Origin of the sequence: Bradyrhizobium sp. AZCC 1719 (assembly GCF_036924525.1) — a bacterium.
Taxonomy (GTDB): domain Bacteria; phylum Pseudomonadota; class Alphaproteobacteria; order Rhizobiales; family Xanthobacteraceae; genus Bradyrhizobium.
In genome coordinates, this window is record NZ_JAZHRU010000001.1 from 2,595,924 (window position 1) to 2,614,333 (window position 18,410).

12 protein-coding genes and 2 riboswitches are annotated in these 18,410 nt (G+C 62.9%); of the genes, 10 read left to right on the top strand and 2 right to left on the bottom strand.

Annotation, left to right across the window (positions count from 1 at the left end):
* Positions 1-2 precede the first annotated feature (2 nt).
* The 9 genes from V1292_RS12295 (at position 3) to V1292_RS12335 (ending at position 11,902) form a co-directional block, all read left to right on the top strand.
* Positions 3-929 carry a cell envelope integrity protein TolA gene (locus V1292_RS12295; RefSeq protein ID WP_334377021.1) on the top strand — a complete coding sequence of 309 codons (927 nt, stop codon included), beginning with the start codon at positions 3-5 and terminating at the stop codon, positions 927-929.
* A gap of 71 nt (positions 930-1,000) precedes the next feature.
* Positions 1,001-2,332 (top strand): Tol-Pal system beta propeller repeat protein TolB, encoded by a 1,332-nt coding sequence (gene tolB, locus V1292_RS12300; RefSeq protein WP_334377022.1) that lies wholly within the window; start codon positions 1,001-1,003, stop codon positions 2,330-2,332.
* A 181-nt stretch (positions 2,333-2,513) separates the two neighbouring features.
* On the top strand, positions 2,514-4,847 hold the full coding sequence (locus tag V1292_RS12305; protein ID WP_334372814.1) for a putative bifunctional diguanylate cyclase/phosphodiesterase: 2,334 nt from the start codon (positions 2,514-2,516) through the stop codon (positions 4,845-4,847).
* A 163-nt stretch (positions 4,848-5,010) separates the two neighbouring features.
* Entirely contained in the window at positions 5,011-5,751 is a 741-nt protein-coding gene (locus V1292_RS12310) for an N-acyl amino acid synthase FeeM domain-containing protein (protein WP_334372816.1), read from the top strand.
* Between the two features lie 301 nt (positions 5,752-6,052).
* Positions 6,053-6,544 carry a peptidoglycan-associated lipoprotein Pal gene (gene pal / locus V1292_RS12315; RefSeq protein ID WP_028351332.1) on the top strand — a complete coding sequence of 164 codons (492 nt, stop codon included), beginning with the start codon at positions 6,053-6,055 and terminating at the stop codon, positions 6,542-6,544.
* A 566-nt stretch (positions 6,545-7,110) separates the two neighbouring features.
* The gene (gene ybgF, locus V1292_RS12320; protein ID WP_334372818.1) at positions 7,111-8,256 is read left to right on the top strand and encodes a tol-pal system protein YbgF; all 1,146 of its coding nucleotides are present in this window, start codon (positions 7,111-7,113) and stop codon (positions 8,254-8,256) included.
* Between the two features lie 50 nt (positions 8,257-8,306).
* Positions 8,307-9,338: a tRNA lysidine(34) synthetase TilS gene (gene tilS / locus V1292_RS12325; protein WP_334372819.1), complete on the top strand. Its 1,032-nt coding sequence runs from the start codon at positions 8,307-8,309 to the stop codon at positions 9,336-9,338.
* A gap of 267 nt (positions 9,339-9,605) precedes the next feature.
* The gene (ftsH, locus tag V1292_RS12330; RefSeq protein WP_334372821.1) at positions 9,606-11,528 is read left to right on the top strand and encodes an ATP-dependent zinc metalloprotease FtsH; all 1,923 of its coding nucleotides are present in this window, start codon (positions 9,606-9,608) and stop codon (positions 11,526-11,528) included.
* A gap of 134 nt (positions 11,529-11,662) precedes the next feature.
* Entirely contained in the window at positions 11,663-11,902 is a 240-nt protein-coding gene (locus tag V1292_RS12335) for a hypothetical protein (RefSeq protein ID WP_334372822.1), read from the top strand.
* A gap of 40 nt (positions 11,903-11,942) precedes the next feature.
* On the opposite strand, the gene V1292_RS12340 is transcribed toward V1292_RS12335, so the two are convergent.
* Both V1292_RS12340 and metE read right to left on the bottom strand, forming a co-directional pair.
* Positions 11,943-12,143 (bottom strand): hypothetical protein, encoded by a 201-nt coding sequence (locus tag V1292_RS12340; protein WP_334372824.1) that lies wholly within the window; start codon positions 12,141-12,143, stop codon positions 11,943-11,945.
* Positions 12,144-12,307: 164 nt separating this feature from the next.
* A complete protein-coding gene (gene metE, locus V1292_RS12345; RefSeq protein ID WP_334372826.1) occupies positions 12,308-14,698 on the bottom strand; it encodes a 5-methyltetrahydropteroyltriglutamate--homocysteine S-methyltransferase in 2,391 nt (796 codons plus the stop codon).
* Positions 14,699-14,812: 114 nt separating this feature from the next.
* Positions 14,813-15,026, bottom strand: a riboswitch (cobalamin riboswitch).
* Positions 15,027-15,159: 133 nt separating this feature from the next.
* A riboswitch (cobalamin riboswitch) is annotated at positions 15,160-15,377 on the top strand.
* A gap of 114 nt (positions 15,378-15,491) precedes the next feature.
* Between metE and V1292_RS12350 the strand changes: the two genes are divergently transcribed.
* Positions 15,492-18,398, top strand: coding sequence for a ribonucleoside-diphosphate reductase subunit alpha (locus V1292_RS12350; protein ID WP_334372828.1), 2,907 nt, complete (start codon positions 15,492-15,494; stop codon positions 18,396-18,398).
* Positions 18,399-18,410: the final 12 nt, after the last annotated feature.

The window sequence follows — 18,410 nt, forward strand, 5'->3', positions numbered from 1 at the left end:
AGATCAAGGTCGACAAGACGGTGATGGCGTCGGTTGCCCTGCACGTCCTCGTGCTGGGGTGGGTGATGCTGTCGTTCTCGACCAAAGCGCTCGAAATGCCGCCGGAAGAGTCGGTGGCGGTCGATGTCGTTTCGTCCGACCAGCTTGCCAAGGTGATGGCGGGCATGAAGACTGGCAAGAAGGAAAACCCGAAGCCGCTGGTCGAGAAAGTCGCCGAAGCCAAGCCGGTCGATGATGCTGTCGGCAAGATCACCGAGAAAGCGCCCGTTGTGACCGAGACCGCGGCGCCTCCGCAGCCGAAGGTCGAGGAAAAGCCGGTCGAGAAGAAGCCCGATCCGCCGAAGGTCGTCGAGAAGCCGAAGGAAGAGCCGAAGCAGGTCGAGAAAAAGCCCGATCCGCCGAAGGTCGATCAGATCGGCGACACCATCAAGAAGGAAGAGAAGAAGCCGCCACCAAAGCCGCCGGTGCAGGCCGCCAAGCCGCCAGAGCCGCAGAAGCAGAGGATCGTGGAACGTCACTTCGACCAGAACCAGATCGCGGCCCTGCTCGACAAGCGTGATCCGTCGCGCCAAGCCACGACCGGCGACACGCTGAATTCGAACGCCGCCCTCGGCACGGCCAAGGGCGCAGCCGCGGATAATTCCGCAACCTGGGGTTCGATGTTCCAGCGCCAGGTTGAGCGATGCTGGAAGAAGCCTTATGGCGGGATCGAGTCGCAGAAGCCTGAAGTCGCGTTCGCGATCCGTCTGAAGCGCGACGGCACGCTCGAAGGCACGCCGGTTCCGGAAGGCGTTCCGGCGACGCCCTATCTCCGAGTCTACCAGGAGAGCGCGCTACGCGCGATCATCGAGTGCCAGCCGTACAAACTGCCCGCGGCCTTCTATGAGGAATGGAAATATTTCGCGCCGGTGTTCAAAGAAAAAGTCTGATTGCGCTCGCCCGTTGGCGATCACACATGAGCAAGATCGAAGCGATGACTGACAAAGATGGATTGCCAACAATGCCGTTCCGCCTGAACCGCCGGCAGATCATTACCGGAATGGCTGCGCTTGGCGCGGTCGCCGGCGGTCGCAACGCCTTCGCGCAGGCGCCGAAGCGGATCCCCATTCCCGAAGGTGAGTTCGTTCCGCTGCCGATCGCGATCCCGAATTTCGTGGCGGGCACGCCTGGCGATGCCGAGGTCGGCGTCGGCGTATCGCAGGTCATCACCAACAACCTCAAGCGCAGCGGGCTGTTCGCGCCGATCGATCAGGCCGCCTTCATCGAGCGCATCACCAATATCGATACCGCGCCGCAATTCCAGAGCTGGAAGCAGATCAACGCGCAGGCGCTGGTGACGGGACGGATGACGCGGCAGGGTGACGGCCGCCTGAAAGCGGAATTCCGCCTCTGGGACGTCAACACCAACCAGCAGCTCACCGGCCAGCAATACTTCACCTCGCCGGAATACTGGCGGCGCATCGCGCACATCATCTCCGACCAGATCTATGAACGGCTGACCGGCGAGAAGGGGTATTTCGACAGCCGCGTCGTGTTTGTCGACGAGACTGGGTCCAAGGAGCGCCGCGTCAAACGGCTGGCGCTGATGGATCAGGACGGCGCCAATGTCAGGTATTTGACCAGGGGCTCCGACCTCGTGCTGACGCCGCGCTTCTCGCCGTCGACGCAAGAGATCACCTACATGGAATTCGGCCAGGGCGATCCGCGCGTCTACCTGTTCAACGTCGAGACCGGGCAGCGCGAGATCGTCGGCAATTTCCCCGGCATGTCGTTCTCGCCGCGGTTCTCGCCGGACGGCCAGCGCATCATCATGAGCCTGCAGCAGGGCGGCAATTCGAACCTGTTCGTGATGGATTTGCGTTCGAAATCGACGACGCGGCTGACCGATACGCCGGCGATCGACACCTCGCCGTCCTATTCGCCCGACGGTAGCCGGATCTGTTTCGAATCCGATCGCGGCGGCAAGCCGCAGATCTACGTGATGCCGGCCACCGGCGGTGGGGCGCAGCGCATTTCGTTCGGCGAGGGCAGCTATTCGACGCCGGTGTGGTCGCCGCGCGGCGACTACATCGCCTTCACCAAGCAGGGCGGCGGCGCGTTCGCCATCGGCATCATGAAGACCGACGGCTCGGGCGAACGAATTCTTACCTCCGGTTTCCACAACGAAGGTCCGACCTTTTCGCCGAATGGCCGGGTCGTCATGTTCTTCCGCGATCCCGGCGGCAGCGGCGGGCCGTCGCTGTACACGGTCGATATCTCCGGTCGCAACGAATTGCGCGTACCAACGCCCGGTTTCGCCTCCGATCCGGCGTGGTCGCCGCTGTTGTCATAATGGAACCCGGCCGCGCGGACGGCCTGTCATTAACCGGCAAACATTGCCTAGCCTGCTGATTTTTCAGGCAGATTTCCACAACCGGAAACGCACGGCAACGTCTCGGTAACGATGTTCCCTCAGAAAGACTTCATCTCAGAAGGGTAGAACTACGCACCCCTAATAAGACGCGTGCCCCCATATGCAGCTCGCAAATCAGAGCGGAGAGCCGGATCAGCGACAGATATCGCCGAAGATTGCGGCGGCGCTGATCGATTCGCTGTTCGAAACTCAAGGTCCGGTGCACGTCGGCATCTTCTTCCTGGCCGTCGCGGCGAGCCTGACGGCGCTGAAGACCGGCGAAAATCTGATCTGGGCGTGCGTCGGGCTTCTACTGTTGGCCGGTGCCATCAGGGCTTTCGATTTGCAGCGGTACCAGGCGTGTAAAGCGAACCTGACGGCCGACGAAGCTGAGCGGTGGAAAAAGCGATATCAGATCGGGGCGATTATCCAGGCCGCTGCAATCGGCATATGGGGCGCCGTCACCATGCTGAGCAGCGACGACGCCGTCGCCCATATGATTTGTTTGTCCGTCATTACGGGGGTCTTATCGGGAGGCGCAGGCAGGGCCTATGGACGGCAATGGACATTCCAGTTGCAGGCTGCACTTGCCTTCGGTCCAACCGTGATCGCGCTGGCGCTGCGTGGCACGCCCTATTACGTCGCGATGTCGGTCATCACCGCTGCATTCCTTATCGTTGTCATGCAGATGTCGGCCAATTTGCACGGCATATTCTTGCGGGCGCTTCTGGCGCGCGAGCGCGAGGCGGCGCTCGCCGGACAGTTCGATACCGCCTTGAACAACATGCCCCACGGTCTGTGCATGTTCCGCGGCGACGGACAGCTCGCGGTGATGAATCACCGCTTCTGCGAAATGATGGATCTGTCCGAAGATCTCGTGCAGCAGGGCGCGAGCGCGCCCGACATCATCGCCGCCTGCGTGATTGCCGGATCGATCTCAGCGGCGAGTGGACAAATGATCCTCGCCGAAATCGAGAATTCACAGGCCAAGGACGTCATCACCGCCGACCCCGACATCACCAGAAACCGTTCGCTATCGTGGACCTTCCAGCCGATGGCCGGCGGCGGCGCAGTGGTGCTCCTGGAAGACATTACCGAGCGGCGCAACTCCGAAGCCAAGATCAGCCATCTGGCCCGCTACGATGAGCTCACCGAACTCCCCAACCGGGTCAATTTCCGCGACGAGATCGGACATCTTCTGGCAGCCCAGCAGGGCGCCGAACAGTTGTCGGCGCTGCTTTTCGTCGACCTCGACCAGTTCAAGCAGGTCAATGACACGCTCGGCCATCCCTGCGGCGACCAGTTGCTGTGCGCGGTGGCCGCTCGCCTGCGCGAGATGCTGCGGCCCGAGGATTTCGTGGCGCGCTTCGGCGGCGACGAGTTCGTGGTATTCCAGCAGAACGTCCAGTCCCCCGACGACGCCGCCGGTCTCGCGCGGCGCATCGTCGATCGCCTGAGCGAGCGCTACAAGATCGACAACCATCTGGTCGAGATTGGCGCCAGCGTCGGCATTGCCATGAGCTCGCGCGGCGTCAGCGCCGACACACTGCTCAAGAATGCCGACATGGCGCTCTATCGCGCCAAGGCCGACGGCCGCGGCACCTTCTGCTTCTTTCGGGAGGAGATGGCGCAAATCGTCGAGTCCCGCCGTATCCTCGAACTGGACCTGCGCAAGGCGCTGGCCAACGAGGAGTTCGAGCTGTTCTTCCAGCCGCTGGTCAACCTCAAGTCGGGCCGGATATCGACCTGCGAGGCGCTGATACGCTGGAATCATCCAGTCCGCGGCACGGTGTCGCCGACCGATATCATTCCAATCGCCGAGGATATGGGCCTGATCGTCGATCTCGGCCGCTGGATTTTGCGCAAGGCCTGCATGGAATGCATGAAATGGCCTGAAGCCGTCAGCGTTGCCGTCAACTTCTCGCCGCAGCAGTTCCATCAGCGCGACGTGCTCAGCGAAGTCCGCTATGCACTCGAGGTCTCCGGTCTGCCGGCGAACCGGCTCGAAATCGAGATCACCGAATCCTCGCTGCTGCGTAACACGCAGTTGACCCACGACGTGCTGTCGCAATTGCATTCGCTCGGCGTGCGGATCTCGCTCGACGACTTCGGCACCGGCTATTCGAGCCTCAGTTATCTGCACAACTTCCCATTGCAGAAGGTGAAGATCGACCGCTCCTTCCTGGAAGGGATCGATAGCGACCGTCCGCTGACGCTGCTGCGCGGCGTGGCGCGGCTGTCAGCCGATCTTGGAATGTCGGTCGTGGTCGAGGGCATCGAGACCAACGAGCAACTCGAATTGATCAGCGCCGACGGGGCGGTAACGGAAGCGCAGGGCTATCTGTTCAGCCCGCCGGTCCCGGCCGTGCGCGTCCGGCAGTTGCTCAATGCGTCGCACGGTCGCCGCATGCCTGACGACCAGCTCATCGCTGTTTCTTCGCGATCGATCGCCTGACTTCAGCGTAATCAATCCCCCCTGTTCGTGCTCTCGACACGGCTACCCCCGGCTTTGCGGGTTGCAAGGGTTAACCCTAACGTGTCTAAGCCTTTGCAATTTTGTTAAGGAGCCGTTAATCTTTCTCACTCGTGGAAGTTGTTGTGGAAGGTTAGGAGTACAGATGAAGGCCGGAGCCGAACCGCGCACTTCGCTCTTTGGGCCGGAGTCAGGGTTGTCCGATCGGGTCGATTACCGACTGATGGAAACTCCCGAGGAAAAAGATTGCATCTATTTGATGCGTTACAAAGCCTATCTGCATGGCGGAGTAACCGCGCCGTCAGAGTCTGAGCGCGTCAGCGATCATTACGACGACGCCCCCAACGCCTGGATGTTTGGAATCTATGTTGACGGAGAACTCTGTAGTTCTATCCGCCTCAACGTCGTGACGTCAGAATGTCGGATTTCCGGTTCGGCCGACTTGTTCGGCGATGTTCTTCACCCGCGGCTCGATCAAGGTGAAGTTTTCATCGATCCGCTTCGTCTTGCTGCGCTCCCCGACAAGGCGAGGCGGTTCCCTGACCTTCCCTATCTGACGGTGCGGCTGGCCTATATGGCATGCGAGCATTTCAACGCCGATACCGGGCTCGCGCTCGTTCGTGCCGAGCACCAGGCGTTCTATCGCCGGGTCTTCATGTCCGAGGTCATCGCCGAGCCGCGTTCGTTTCCGGGCTTCTTGCCCAAGGTGGCATTGATGGCGTCCGATTACCGGGCCGTGCGGGAAAAGGTCATGACCCGTTTTCCCATCATGCGTTCGACGTCCGTCGAGCGGCGGATGCTGTTCCAGCGCGCCGGTGAGCGCCATTCCTCGCCGCGCGGGGTCGCCAGATCCTTCGAGCAGGCCTCGATCGTTCCGATTTCCTGAACCGGCCGGACAACGACGGACCAGACCATCCGCCCCATAGGCTCCTATCCGAATTCCGCGCCTTGTCATTCCTGGGTCACCGTTGCCTAAACACCGCAAATCCGGTGATTTCGGCCCCTGCGCGCTTGCCTTCACCCTCGCGCCACATTTACAAACCATTAACTATCGCGGTCGCTTTTCACGGTTTGTCGGCATTTGATCGGGTCTGGCAAGGTTCCATCAAGGTTGACGGAATGTTTGCTTAACCATCGACCTGTAGACCAGATAACAGTCGAAAAACGTGAGCGTTGGAGGCTCCGGAATGAAATACCAGATGCGTATCCTCCAGGGATGGAAGCTGGCGGCTGTGGTCGCTGTGGCGCTGTCGATGGGCGCCTGCGCCAAGAACAACGTCGGCGCCGATGGCGCGATGGCCAGCGCGGCAAGCCCGGGTAGCCAGCAGGATTTCGTGGTCAATGTCGGCGACCGCGTGTTCTTCGAGAGCGACCAGACCGATCTGAGCCCGCAGGCGATCGCCACGCTGGAGAAGCAGGCGCAGTGGCTGCAGACCTACAACCGCTACTCCTTCACCATCGAAGGCCATGCCGACGAGCGCGGCACCCGCGAGTACAACATCGCGCTCGGCGCACGCCGCGCCCAGTCGGTACGCAGCTATCTCGCCTCGCGCGGCATCGACCCGAACCGGATGCGCACGATCTCCTACGGCAAGGAGCGCCCGGTGGCGGTCTGTAACGACATCTCCTGCTGGTCGCAGAACCGCCGCGCAGTCACGGTGCTGAACGCCGGCGCCTGAGCCGTCAGGCCTTTCGCAGAGTTTCAAAGCCGGCGCCTTCGGGCGCCGGCTTTATTTTGGGCGCGGGATGCCGCCGAACGACGCGCCGAGGACGATCGGATTAGCGATGCCAAGGGCGTCGCAGAACGCGTGCACGTCGTCGCCCCATTGCGCCAGCGCTCGCGCGGGCCGTCCTCGCTGCGGCCGTTGCCGCGGTGGTCGAGGTAGACGATCTGGGCGATATCGGACAGGCGGAATAAGCCGGCCGGTAGATCGAGTGGTCGAAGCCTGGACCGCCATGGAGCATCAGCACCACCGGTATTTCCCGCATTACCGGGCCGTCGGGGACGAATTTCGCGCCCTCCACGTCGAAGAACAGCCGCACCCCGTTCACGGGCACGTGCATCGGCGGGTCTCCCTCGATTTGTGAACGGTCGGCCGCGTCGGGCGGCTTGTCTTGAAGCGGATACTAAACCATACCGGAATTCGGCGAGACGAATCGGAACGGCCAGTCACAATTCTGGCGTACTCCCTCTCTCAATGTGTTCTGCTTTCGTTTGACACGTGATTTTCGTCGTCAGGGCAAAATGTCATCCAGATTCCTCAATGCTGCCGGCGCCGCGGCGATTGCCGTGATGCTCGCTTTGTCTGTGCAGCCCTCGGTCGCACAGATCACGTTCCCGTGGGAGCGTTCCCCGCAAGGACCCCCGCAAGTCCAGGCGCAGTCCGACGACGCCGACCTGGAGATGCGGATCCAGCGGCTGGAAAATCAGCTCCGGCAACTGACCGGCCAGAACGAGGAACTGCAATACCGCAACCGCCAGCTTGAGGATCGGCTGCGGCAGCTCGGCGCCGCGCCGCCCGCGGCGGGCGGCCAGCCCCAGGGTGCGCAGCCCAGTGTGGCTGCAGCGCCGCCTCCAGTTCAGCCCGGCCCACCGCAGCAACAGGGCTATCCCCAACAAGCCTATCCGCAGCAGGGGGCTCGCCAGCCGCAGGGCTATCCGCAGGCCCAACCCGGCTATGACCGGCAACCGCAGATCGCCTCGCCGGCGCCCATCGCGCAGGAGCCGGGAGCCCCGGCGGTCGGCGGCCGCCGCCGCGGCGATGCGTTCGACCCCAGCCAGAATCCCAGCGCTCCCGGTGCGCCGCGTGCGCTCGGCGGCGGCCAATTGCCGATCTCGAATGAAGCTTCGGTCGGCGCGCCCGGCGGACGCGGACCCGGTGAGCCGATCAATCTCGGCGGTCCGCGCGATCCCGGTGGCGCCTTGCCGCCGCCCGCTGCAGCCGCACCGCCGCCGCGCGGCCCGGGGCCCGGCGCCAGCGCCGCGCTGACCCCATTGCCGCCCTCGGCCACCCCGAAGGACGAGTTCGATCTCGGCATCGGCTACATGCAGCGCAAGGATTATGCGCTGGCCGAAGAGACCATGAAGAACTTTGCGCAGAAATATCCGAGCGATCCGCTGATTGGGGATGCGCAATACTGGCTCGGCGAAAGCCATTTCCAGCGCCAGCAATATCGCGACGCCGCCGAAGCCTTCCTCGGCGTAACCACCAAGTTCGACAAATCAGGCAAGGCGCCAGACGCGCTCTTGCGGCTCGGCCAGTCGCTGGCGGCGCTGAAGGAAAAGGAAGCCGCCTGCGCGGCGCTCGGCGAAGTGACGCGGAAGTATCCGCGCGCATCTGCCGGCGTCAAAGCCGCCGTCGATCGTGAGCAAAAGCGGGTTAAGTGCTAAAGCGGAAGCCGGTCGAGGCCGCCATCGGTCTCGAGTAGACTGGCGATGCCATGCCTGACGACGACCACGCGCCGATCTCGGTACAGCAAGCGAAAGAGCTGTTCGCGCACTGGAAGGCCGCGCCAGCGCTCGTGCTGGCGGTGTCCGGCGGGCCCGATTCCCTTGCCCTGATGTGGCTTGCCGCCCGCTGGCGCCGTGCGCTCTCGCGCGGGCCGCGGTTGATCGCCGTCACGGTCGATCATGGCTTGCGGCCCGAGGCCGCGCGCGAGGCGCGCGACGTCAAGCGCCTCGCGCGCTCGCTCGATCTGCCCCATCGCACGCTGCGCTGGACCGGCACCAAGCCGAAAACCGGATTGCCGGCTGCAGCGCGGGAGGCGCGCTATCGCCTGCTGGCAAAAGCTGCGCGGGCGAGCGGCGCGACGCACATCCTCACCGCGCATACCCGCGACGATCAGGCCGAGACATTGTTGATGCGGATGCTGCGCGGCAGCGGCATCGCCGGTCTCGCGGCGATGGCGCGCGAGAGCGAGCGAGAGGGCGTGTGGCTGGCGCGGCCGTTGCTGGACATCCCGAAGTCCCGGCTCGTCGCGACGCTGGACAAGGCAAAGATCGCCTTTGCCGACGATCCCACCAATCGCGACGTGAGCTTCACGCGGCCGCGGCTGCGTGCATTGATGCCGGCTTTGGCAGAGGAGGGCGGCGACAGCCGAAATCTCGCGCGGCTGGCATCAAGGCTGGCGCGGGCGAATGCCGCGATTGAAGTGCTGGCCGACGGCGCCGAGCGCTATCTCGCGGTGAGAGATCGTGATGATGCCACGCGCTTCGGGTTCGATGCCCAGGCGTTTGCCGGTCTGCCCGAGGAAATCCGGCTTCGGCTGCTCAAGCGCGCGATTGACCGGGCCGGTCACGAAGGACCCGCGGAACTCGGCAAGGTCGAGGCGCTGCTGGCAGTACTGGACAACGCCATTGCGAACGGCCAAAAGCAATCAAGACTGAAACAGACGCTTGCCGGGGCCGCAATCAGCCTTACCGGAGGCCGAATTTATGTCGATGCAGCGCCGCCGCGGGGTAGCCGGGCGTGAGAAGCGTTCCTATCTCCCAATATCCGCAATATCGGGACGAAGAGCCTTAACCACCCCGGAAAAACACTGGCCTTTTGCGCCATTTTTTGACCGGGAATCGCGTTAAGATGCGTTAAATAGTCCCGTGTGGTTCCCTTGGCATTGACCCGGGCGCCACCTAGATTGGGTGCAGTGGACCGGGGATTCTCGCCTCACTACCCAAGGAATATTCTAGGGTTACTACCAAGGACATAGGGCCGCGATCCGCGCGACCACGAAGGAAGATCAATGAACGCCAATCTGCGCAACTTCGCCCTCTGGGTCATCATTGTCTTGCTGCTGTTGGCATTGTTCACGCTTTTCCAGAATCCGGGTCAGCGCACGTCTTCGCAGGACATCACGTTTTCGCAGTTGTTGAGCGAGGTCGATCAGAACCGCGTGCGCGACGTCGTGATCCAGGGGCCGGAAATCCACGGCACCTTTACCAACGGCTCCTCGTTCCAGACCTATGCGCCGAATGATCCGACGCTGGTGAAGCGTCTCTATGACGGCAAGGTCTCGATCACCGCCAAGCCGCCCGGCGATAACGTGCCGTGGTTCGTGTCGCTGCTCGTTTCCTGGCTGCCCTTCATCGCGCTGATCGGCGTGTGGATCTTCCTGTCCCGCCAGATGCAGGGCGGCGCCGGCAAGGCGATGGGCTTTGGCAAGTCGCGCGCCAAGATGCTGACGGAGGCCCATGGCCGCGTCACTTTCGAAGACGTCGCTGGCGTCGACGAAGCGAAGCAGGACCTGCAGGAGATCGTCGAATTCCTGCGCGATCCCGGAAAATTCCAACGCCTCGGCGGACGGATTCCGCGCGGCGTGCTGCTGGTCGGCCCTCCCGGCACCGGCAAGACGCTCATCGCGCGTGCGGTCGCGGGCGAAGCCAATGTGCCGTTCTTCACCATTTCCGGTTCTGACTTCGTCGAAATGTTCGTCGGCGTCGGCGCCAGCCGTGTCCGTGACATGTTCGAGCAGGCCAAGAAGAATGCGCCCTGCATCATCTTCATCGATGAAATCGACGCGGTCGGCCGTCATCGCGGCGCGGGCTTGGGCGGCGGCAATGACGAGCGCGAACAGACGCTCAACCAGTTGCTGGTCGAGATGGACGGTTTCGAAGCCAATGAAGGCGTGATCCTGATCGCGGCGACCAACCGGCCCGACGTGCTCGATCCCGCGCTGCTGCGTCCCGGCCGTTTCGACCGCCAGGTCGTGGTGCCGAATCCGGATGTCGTCGGCCGCGAACAGATTCTCAAGGTTCATGTTCGCAAGGTGCCGCTGGCGCCGGATATCAACCTCAAAACCATCGCGCGCGGCACCCCGGGCTTCTCGGGCGCCGACCTGATGAACCTCGTCAACGAGGCCGCGCTGACCGCCGCCCGCCGCAACAAGCGGATGGTGACGCAGGCCGAGTTCGAGGAGGCCAAGGACAAGGTGATGATGGGCGCCGAGCGCAAGTCGCTCGTCATGACCGAGGAAGAGAAATTGCTGACAGCCTATCACGAGGGCGGCCACGCCATCGTCGGCCTGAACGTCGTCGCGACCGATCCGATCCACAAGGCGACGATCATTCCGCGCGGCCGCGCGCTCGGCATGGTGATGCAGTTGCCCGAACGCGACAAGCTGTCGATGTCGCTCGAGCAGATGACCTCGCGCCTCGCCATCATGATGGGCGGACGCGTCGCGGAAGAACTGATCTTTGGCCGCGAGAAGGTTACCTCGGGCGCGGCCTCCGACATCGAGCAGGCGACGCGTCTGGCGCGCATGATGGTAACGCGCTGGGGCCTGTCGGAAGAGCTCGGCACCGTGTCCTACGGCGAAAACCAGGACGAGGTGTTTTTGGGCATGTCGGTGTCGCGCACGCAGAACGCCTCGGAAGCGACCGTCCAGAAGATCGACAAGGAGATCAAGCGGCTGGTCGAGGAAGGCTACAACGAGGCCACCAAGATCCTCACCGAGAAGCGCGAGGATCTCGAGACGCTGGCCAAGGGCCTGCTCGAATTCGAGACGCTGAGCGGCGACGAGATCATCGATCTCTTGAAGGGCAAGAAGCCCAACCGCGAGTCGGTCTTGGAGCCGAGCACGCCACGCGCTTCCGCCGTACCCCCGGCCGGCAAGCCGCGCCCGCGTCCCGATCCGGACCCGGGTCTGGAGCCGCAGCCCCAGGCGTAAGCGGCGCTCAATTCTGAACAACGAAAAACGCGGCGATAACGCCGCGTTTTTTTATGTCGCTGACCTCGTCGTTCTGCGAAGTGCAGACGGGGATGGATTTGAGCGATGACTATTGAGGATGGGGTGACCGTCGGATGAAAATCCCTGAATTGCGGCGCGCTCTTGCAGCGCTCGGCGTGCAGCGCCGAGCCGTGAGCATCGACGGCGTCAAGGCGACAGAAGAGCAATATCGCCTCGAACGGGATGGGGACACCTGGGCCGTCTACTATTACGAGCGAGGAAACAAGAACGAACTCCGGCAATTCGCTACCGAAGATGATGCTTGCGAGCATTTTCTCAAGATCGTCCGGAACGACCCCACGACCAGAAGGTAGGCGTCCCGTTCACGAGCTGACCGGGATTGATTTCGAACCGTCAAGGCGCCGCGGCTGGTGCCCCGAGGTGTACAGCCAGAATGTGTTCCGGCGTCTCCGTCACCTCGATGGTCTGCCCATCGCCGCCGACAAAGGTGAGCACGGTGCGCTCCCCGTCGCGCGACATGCTGCCGACGAGCGCAATATTGATGTGAATGGGTCGCCCCGTCTCGAATCTCGTGCATTGAATCCAGAAGCGCATAGCGGTCTCCTCATATTGCCTGCAGCAATCAAAACGGGCCGTAGGGTGGGCAAAGCGAAGCGTGCCCACCCTTCAAACCGACGATCTCGGAAAGATGGTGGGCACGGCGCAAAAGTGCGCCTTTGCCCACCCTACACAAGCTTACCCGTCGCCGACCGGTAACGTTACGCCATCGCCCGCAATTCGCGGGCGGCGGCGACCATATTGGCGAGCGCGGGTCGGACCTCCTCCCATTTGCGCGTTTTCAATCCGCAATCCGGATTGATCCAGATCTGGGTATCCAGGAGCCGCTCTCGCGCCAGCTTCAGCAGGCCGGTCATCTCGCCGATCTCGGGGACGCGCGGCGAATGGATGTCGTAGACTCCAGGGCCGATTTCGTTCGGATAGCGGTAATCCCTGAACGCATCGAGCAGCTCCATCTTCGAGCGCGAGGTCTCGATCGAGATCACGTCGGCGTCCATCGCGCCGATCGCGCCGATAATGTCGTTGAACTCCGAGTAGCACATGTGGGTGTGGATCTGCGTTTCGTCGCGCACGCCGGACGAACAGAGGCGGAAGGCGTCGACGGCCCAATCGAGATAAACCTTCCATTCGGACTTGCGCAGCGGCAGGCCCTCCCGCAGCGCTGCCTCGTCGATCTGGATCATGCCGGCGCCGGCAGCTTCGAGATCGGTAACCTCGTCGCGGATCGCGAGCGCGATCTGCCGGCAGGCTTCGCTGCGCGGAATGTCGTCGCGGACAAACGACCAGTTCAGAATGGTGACCGGGCCGGTGAGCATCGCCTTCATCGGCTTTGTCGTCAGCGACTGGGCGTATTGCCACCACTCGACCGTCATCGGCTTCGGGCGAGAGACGTCGCCGAACAGCACAGGCGGGCGAACGTAGCGCGATCCGTAGGATTGCACCCAACCGTGCGTAGTGAAGGCAAAGCCCGCCAGCTGTTCGCCGAAATACTGCACCATGTCGTTGCGCTCGAACTCGCCATGCACAAGCACGTCCAGCCCGATATTTTCCTGCCAGCGCACGGTGCGGGCGGTCTGGTTCTGCAGGTAGAGCTTGTAGGCTTCGTCCGTCAGGGCGCCCCTGGCGTGCGCGGAGCGGGCGTTCCTGACGTCGGCGGTTTGCGGGAACGAGCCGATGGTCGTGGTCGGGAACGCCGGCAGGTTGAAGCGCTCGCGCTGGACGGTAGCGCGTTCAGCGAAGATGCTGGCGCGGAAGCGCATCGGTTCATCGATGCTGGCAACGCGTGCCGCTACCTTCGCATCGTGAATGCGCGGCGACGCCTTGCGGGAGGTCGCCGCCTGATCCGATGCCTTCAGGCTGGCTTCGACTGCTCTGCGGTCATCGGCGAGTGCCGTTCCGAGCGTGGCCAGTTCCTCGAGCTTTTGTATCGAAAACGCCAGCCAGCTCTTGATTTCGGGATCGAGCCCGGTCTCCAGTGCCAGATCGATAGGGACATGCAGCAGCGAACAGGAGGGAGCGATCTGCACGCGATGCTTGCCAAGTTTGGCGATCACGGGCTCGAGCCGATCGAGAAGCCGGCTCAAATCCGCGCGCCAGATGTTACGGCCATCGATGATTCCGAGCGACAGCACGCGGTCATCAGGGAAGCCGGCAAGCTCGTCGATCTGCTCCGGCGCGCGCACGAGGTCGAGATGCAGGCCGGCGACGGGCAGGGATAGCGCGGTGTCGCGGTTGGCGCCGAGCCCGCCAAAATAGGTCGTCAGCATGATCTTGAGCTGCGGTACGGCGCTCGCGATCTCCGCATAGGCATAATGCAACGCCTGCTGGGCGACGATGTCGAGGTCGAGCACCAGACACGGCTCGTCGATCTGCACCCATTCCGCGCCCCGGTAGGCAAGTTCGCGGAGCACCTCGACGTAAACCGGCATCAAGCGATCAAGCAGGGACAGCGGATTGAAACCGGCATCCTTGCTCTTGGCGAGTTTGAGAAACGTGACGGGGCCGACCAGCACGGGGCGGGTTTGATAGCCCAGCGCCTTGGCTTCCTCGTATTCCTCGATCGGCTTGCGCGAGGCGAGAGTGAACTGCTGATCCTTCGCCAGTTCGGGCACCATGTAGTGGTAGTTGGTGTCGAACCATTTTGTCATCTCGAGCGCCGGCACGCCGTGCGCGGCGCCATGTCCGTGATGGGCATGGCCGCAGCTCGCCTCATGCGGCTTGCCTTGCGCGCCGCGGGCCATCGCGAAGTAAGTCGCAAGCGAGACCGACCCGCCGTTCCAGCGATAGATCTCCGGGATTGCGCCGACCATCACTGATGTGTCGAGCACCTGGTCGTAGAACGAGAAATCGTTCGACGGGATCACGCTGACGCCGAGCTTTTTCTGGCGCGCCCAGTTGGCGGCGCGAAGGCCGACGCCGGTTTCGATCAGCGCCTTCTCGTCGGTTGCGCCCGACCAGAAACACTCCAGCGCGAATTTCAGCTCGCGGCGCGGACCGATGCGCGGCGTGCCGAGGGAGGCAACGGAAAGTGAAGCAGTGGAGATGGTGGAAGAAGACGTAGCTTTGGAAGAAGTAGCATTGGAAGTAGACATTGGCTTAACCCCAAAAGTTGGGGGCAAAGGCCGAAGTGACACGTCTGGATTTTTCGCGGACGGCAGAGCGCGCGCGGAAAATCGCAACCGCACCACCGGGACACCCCGCCCGAGGACGTGTATGTTGTCGAGGCAGGTCTCCTGGCTCGCGGGTCAATGCTGCTGTCCGGCCTTCCCGAAACCTTGCGAGGTCTCAGTGACTTTGTTGGACAGCGGCTCGCCGCTTACAGTTGCGGGGGCAGCTCCGGCTTTGGCTTTTCGGCCGCACCGGCTTCCCTCTTAGCTTCGGAAGAACGTCTCCCGAAGAACCACGACGGGTCCACTTATCGGCAACGCGGCAGGCGCGTCAACTCGACGACATTCACCGGTGCGTTGTGATCGTTGTTCACAGCCAGAGGGTTCCGTCGCCGAAATTCTTGCACATCGCCCGCTCGCCCCATTGACAGCCGCATCCGAATAACACCAGATATAGCCGTCACGGTCCGCCATGGCCCAACACATGGTGGCTAAGAGGGAAGCCGGTGATCGCGCGAAAGCGCGAAAATCCGGCGCTGCCCCCGCAACTGTAAGCAGTGAGTTGCTCCCGAATCTTACGTCACTGATGCGGCATCGCATTGGGAAGACACGGGAACAACGGCGACCTGCGAGCCAGGAGACCTGCCGCGACACCGAAGAAAACGTCCACGGGCGGGGTGTCCCGGCGGCGCTTGCAGATTCGTGCCCGCGTTTTCGCGTGGGCTAAAGCTGTAGCGTCTTCAGACATCCGGCCCCAACACCATCACGGGGTCTCTTGATGTCACTCTCTCTCGATCGCGAAGCCAACGCCGCTCCATTCATCCGACTGCGTCCCGAATCGCTTGCCGCCTCGGAAGCGCAGCCGCCGATGCAGGTGATTCGCCGCAACGGAACGGTCTCGAAATTCGACGCGAGCAAGATTTCGGTGGCGATGACCAAGGCGTTTCTCGCGGTCGAGGGACATGGCGCGGCGGCCTCCCGCCGCGTGCATGAAATCGTCGAGCAACTGACCGCCGAAGTCGTCGGTGCGCTGTCGCGCCGGATGAGCGAGGGCCGCACCTTTCATATCGAGGACGTGCAGGACCAGGTTGAACTTGCCCTGATGCGCAGCGAGCATCACAAGGTCGCGCGCGCCTATGTGCTCTATCGCGAGGAACGCACGCGCCAGCGTGCCGGACAGGACGTGGCCAAGGCCGCCCCTCCATCGGGGAAGCCCTCGTTACGTGTCACGCTGGCCAGCGGCGCGCAGGTCCCGCTCGATATCGCGCGGCTGACGCTGATCATCGAAGAAGCCTGCACTGGTCTCGAGGGCGTCGGCGCCACGGCGGTGCTCGCCGAGACGCAGCGCAATCTCTATGACGGCATCAGCGAGGACGAACTGGCGCTGGCGTCGGTGATGGCCGCGCGCACGCTGGTGGAGCAGGAGCCGAACTACGCCTATGTCAGCGCGCGGCTCTTGCTCGACAAGCTGCGCACCGAGGTGCTGTCTTTCGTGCATGATACGCCGACCAGCGCGTCGCAGGCCGAGATGGCCGAGCGCTACGGCGAGTACTTTCCGGCCTATATCAAGGCCGGCATCAACGCCGAACTGCTCGATCCCGATCTGGCACGCTTCGACCTGAAAAGCCTTGCTGCCGCGTTGAAGCCGGAACGCGACCTGGCGTTCCAATTCCTGGGTCTGCAGACGCTGTACGATCGCTATTTCCTGCATGTGCACGGCAACCGGATCGAGCTGCCGCAGGCGTTCTTCATGCGCGTCGCGATGGGGCTGGCCGTCCGCGAGATCGACCGCGAGGCGCGCGCCATCGAGTTCTACGATCTGTTATCGTCGTTCGACTTCATGGCCTCGACCCCGACGCTTTTCAATTCCGGCACGCTGCGGCCGCAATTGTCGTCCTGCTTCCTCACCACCATCGCCGACGATCTCGACGGCATCTTCAAGTCGGTCAAGGACAATGCGCTGCTCGCAAAATATTCCGGCGGACTCGGCAACGACTGGAGCCGCGTGCGTGGGCTCGGCGCGCACATCAAGGGCACCAATGGCGAAAGCCAGGGCGTGGTGCCGTTTCTAAAGGTGGCCAATGACACCGCGATCGCCGTCAACCAGGGCGGCAAGCGCAAGGGCGCAGTCTGCGCCTATCTCGAAACCTGGCATATCGACATCGAGGAATTTTTGGACCTGCGCAAGAACACCGGCGACGACCGCCGCCGCACCCATGACATGAACACCGCAAACTGGGTGCCCGACCTGTTCATGCAGCGCGTCGAGGCCGACGGCGAATGGACGCTGTTCTCGCCGGACGAGACACCCGACCTGCATGACCTCTACGGCAACGCATTCGCCGAGCGTTACGCGGCTTACGAAGCAAGGGCGGCGGGGGGTGAGATCCGCGTGTTCAAGCAGATCCGCGCCACGGATCTCTGGCGCAGGATGCTGACCATGCTGTTCGAGACCGGGCATCCCTGGATCACGTTCAAGGATCCCTGCAATCTGCGCTCGCCGCAGCGCCATGCCGGCGTGATCCATTCCTCGAACCTTTGCACGGAAATCACGCTCAATACGTCGGACGACGAGACCGCCGTCTGCAATCTCGGTTCGATCAATCTGCTCAATCACGTGCGGGAAGGTCGGCTGGACCAGGCGCGGCTGCAACGCAGTGTGACGACGGCAATGCGCATGCTCGACAATGTCATCGACATCAATTTCTACACCATTCCGGAAGCGCGGCGTTCGAACCTGCGGCACCGCCCGGTCGGCCTCGGGCTGATGGGATTCCAGGATGCGCTGCAAGCGATGCGGATCGCGATGGCTTCCGACGCGGCGGTGACCTTCGCCGATACCAGCATGGAGATGATTTCCTACTACGCCATTTCAGCCTCCGTCGATCTCGCCGCCGAGCGCGGGCGGTATCCGTCGTTCGATGGCTCACTGTGGAGCCGCGGCATTTTGCCGATCGATTCGATCGAACTGTTGGCCGAAGCCCGCGGCGAACTCACGATGGACCGCGGCATGACGCTCGACTGGGATCGCCTGCGCGAGCGCGTCAGATCGACCGGCATGCGCAATTCGAACGTGATGGCGATCGCGCCGACCGCGACGATTTCCAACATCTGCGGCGTCGCGCAGTCGATCGAGCCCGCCTACCAGAACCTCTACGTCAAGTCCAACATGTCCGGCGACTTCACCGTGGTGAATGAATTTCTGGTTCGCGACCTCAAGGCGCGCGGGCTGTGGGACGAGGTGATGGTCAATGACCTCAAATATTTCGATGGCAGCTTGGGGGCCATCGATCGGATTCCCGACGACCTCAAGGCGCTCTATGCCACCGCGTTCGAGATCGACAGCGCCTGGCTGATCGAGGCGGCGTCGCGGCGGCAGAAATGGATCGACCAGTCGCAGTCGCTCAACCTCTATATCGCCAATCCTAGCGGCAAGAAGCTCGATACGCTCTATCGGCTGGCGTGGGCGCGCGGATTGAAGACGACCTATTACCTGCGCTCGCGCAGCGCGACGCATGTCGAAAAGTCCACGCTCCGGGGGACCGACGGCAAGCTCAACAGCGTCGCGTCCGCGGCGATGATGGCTCCAGCCCCAATCATCGTCGCGCCGGCCGCCACCGCGCCGGATTTAACCGGCGCGGTGGCGTGTTCGATCGACAATCCCGAATGCGAAGCCTGCCAGTAAGCAGCAAAAAAC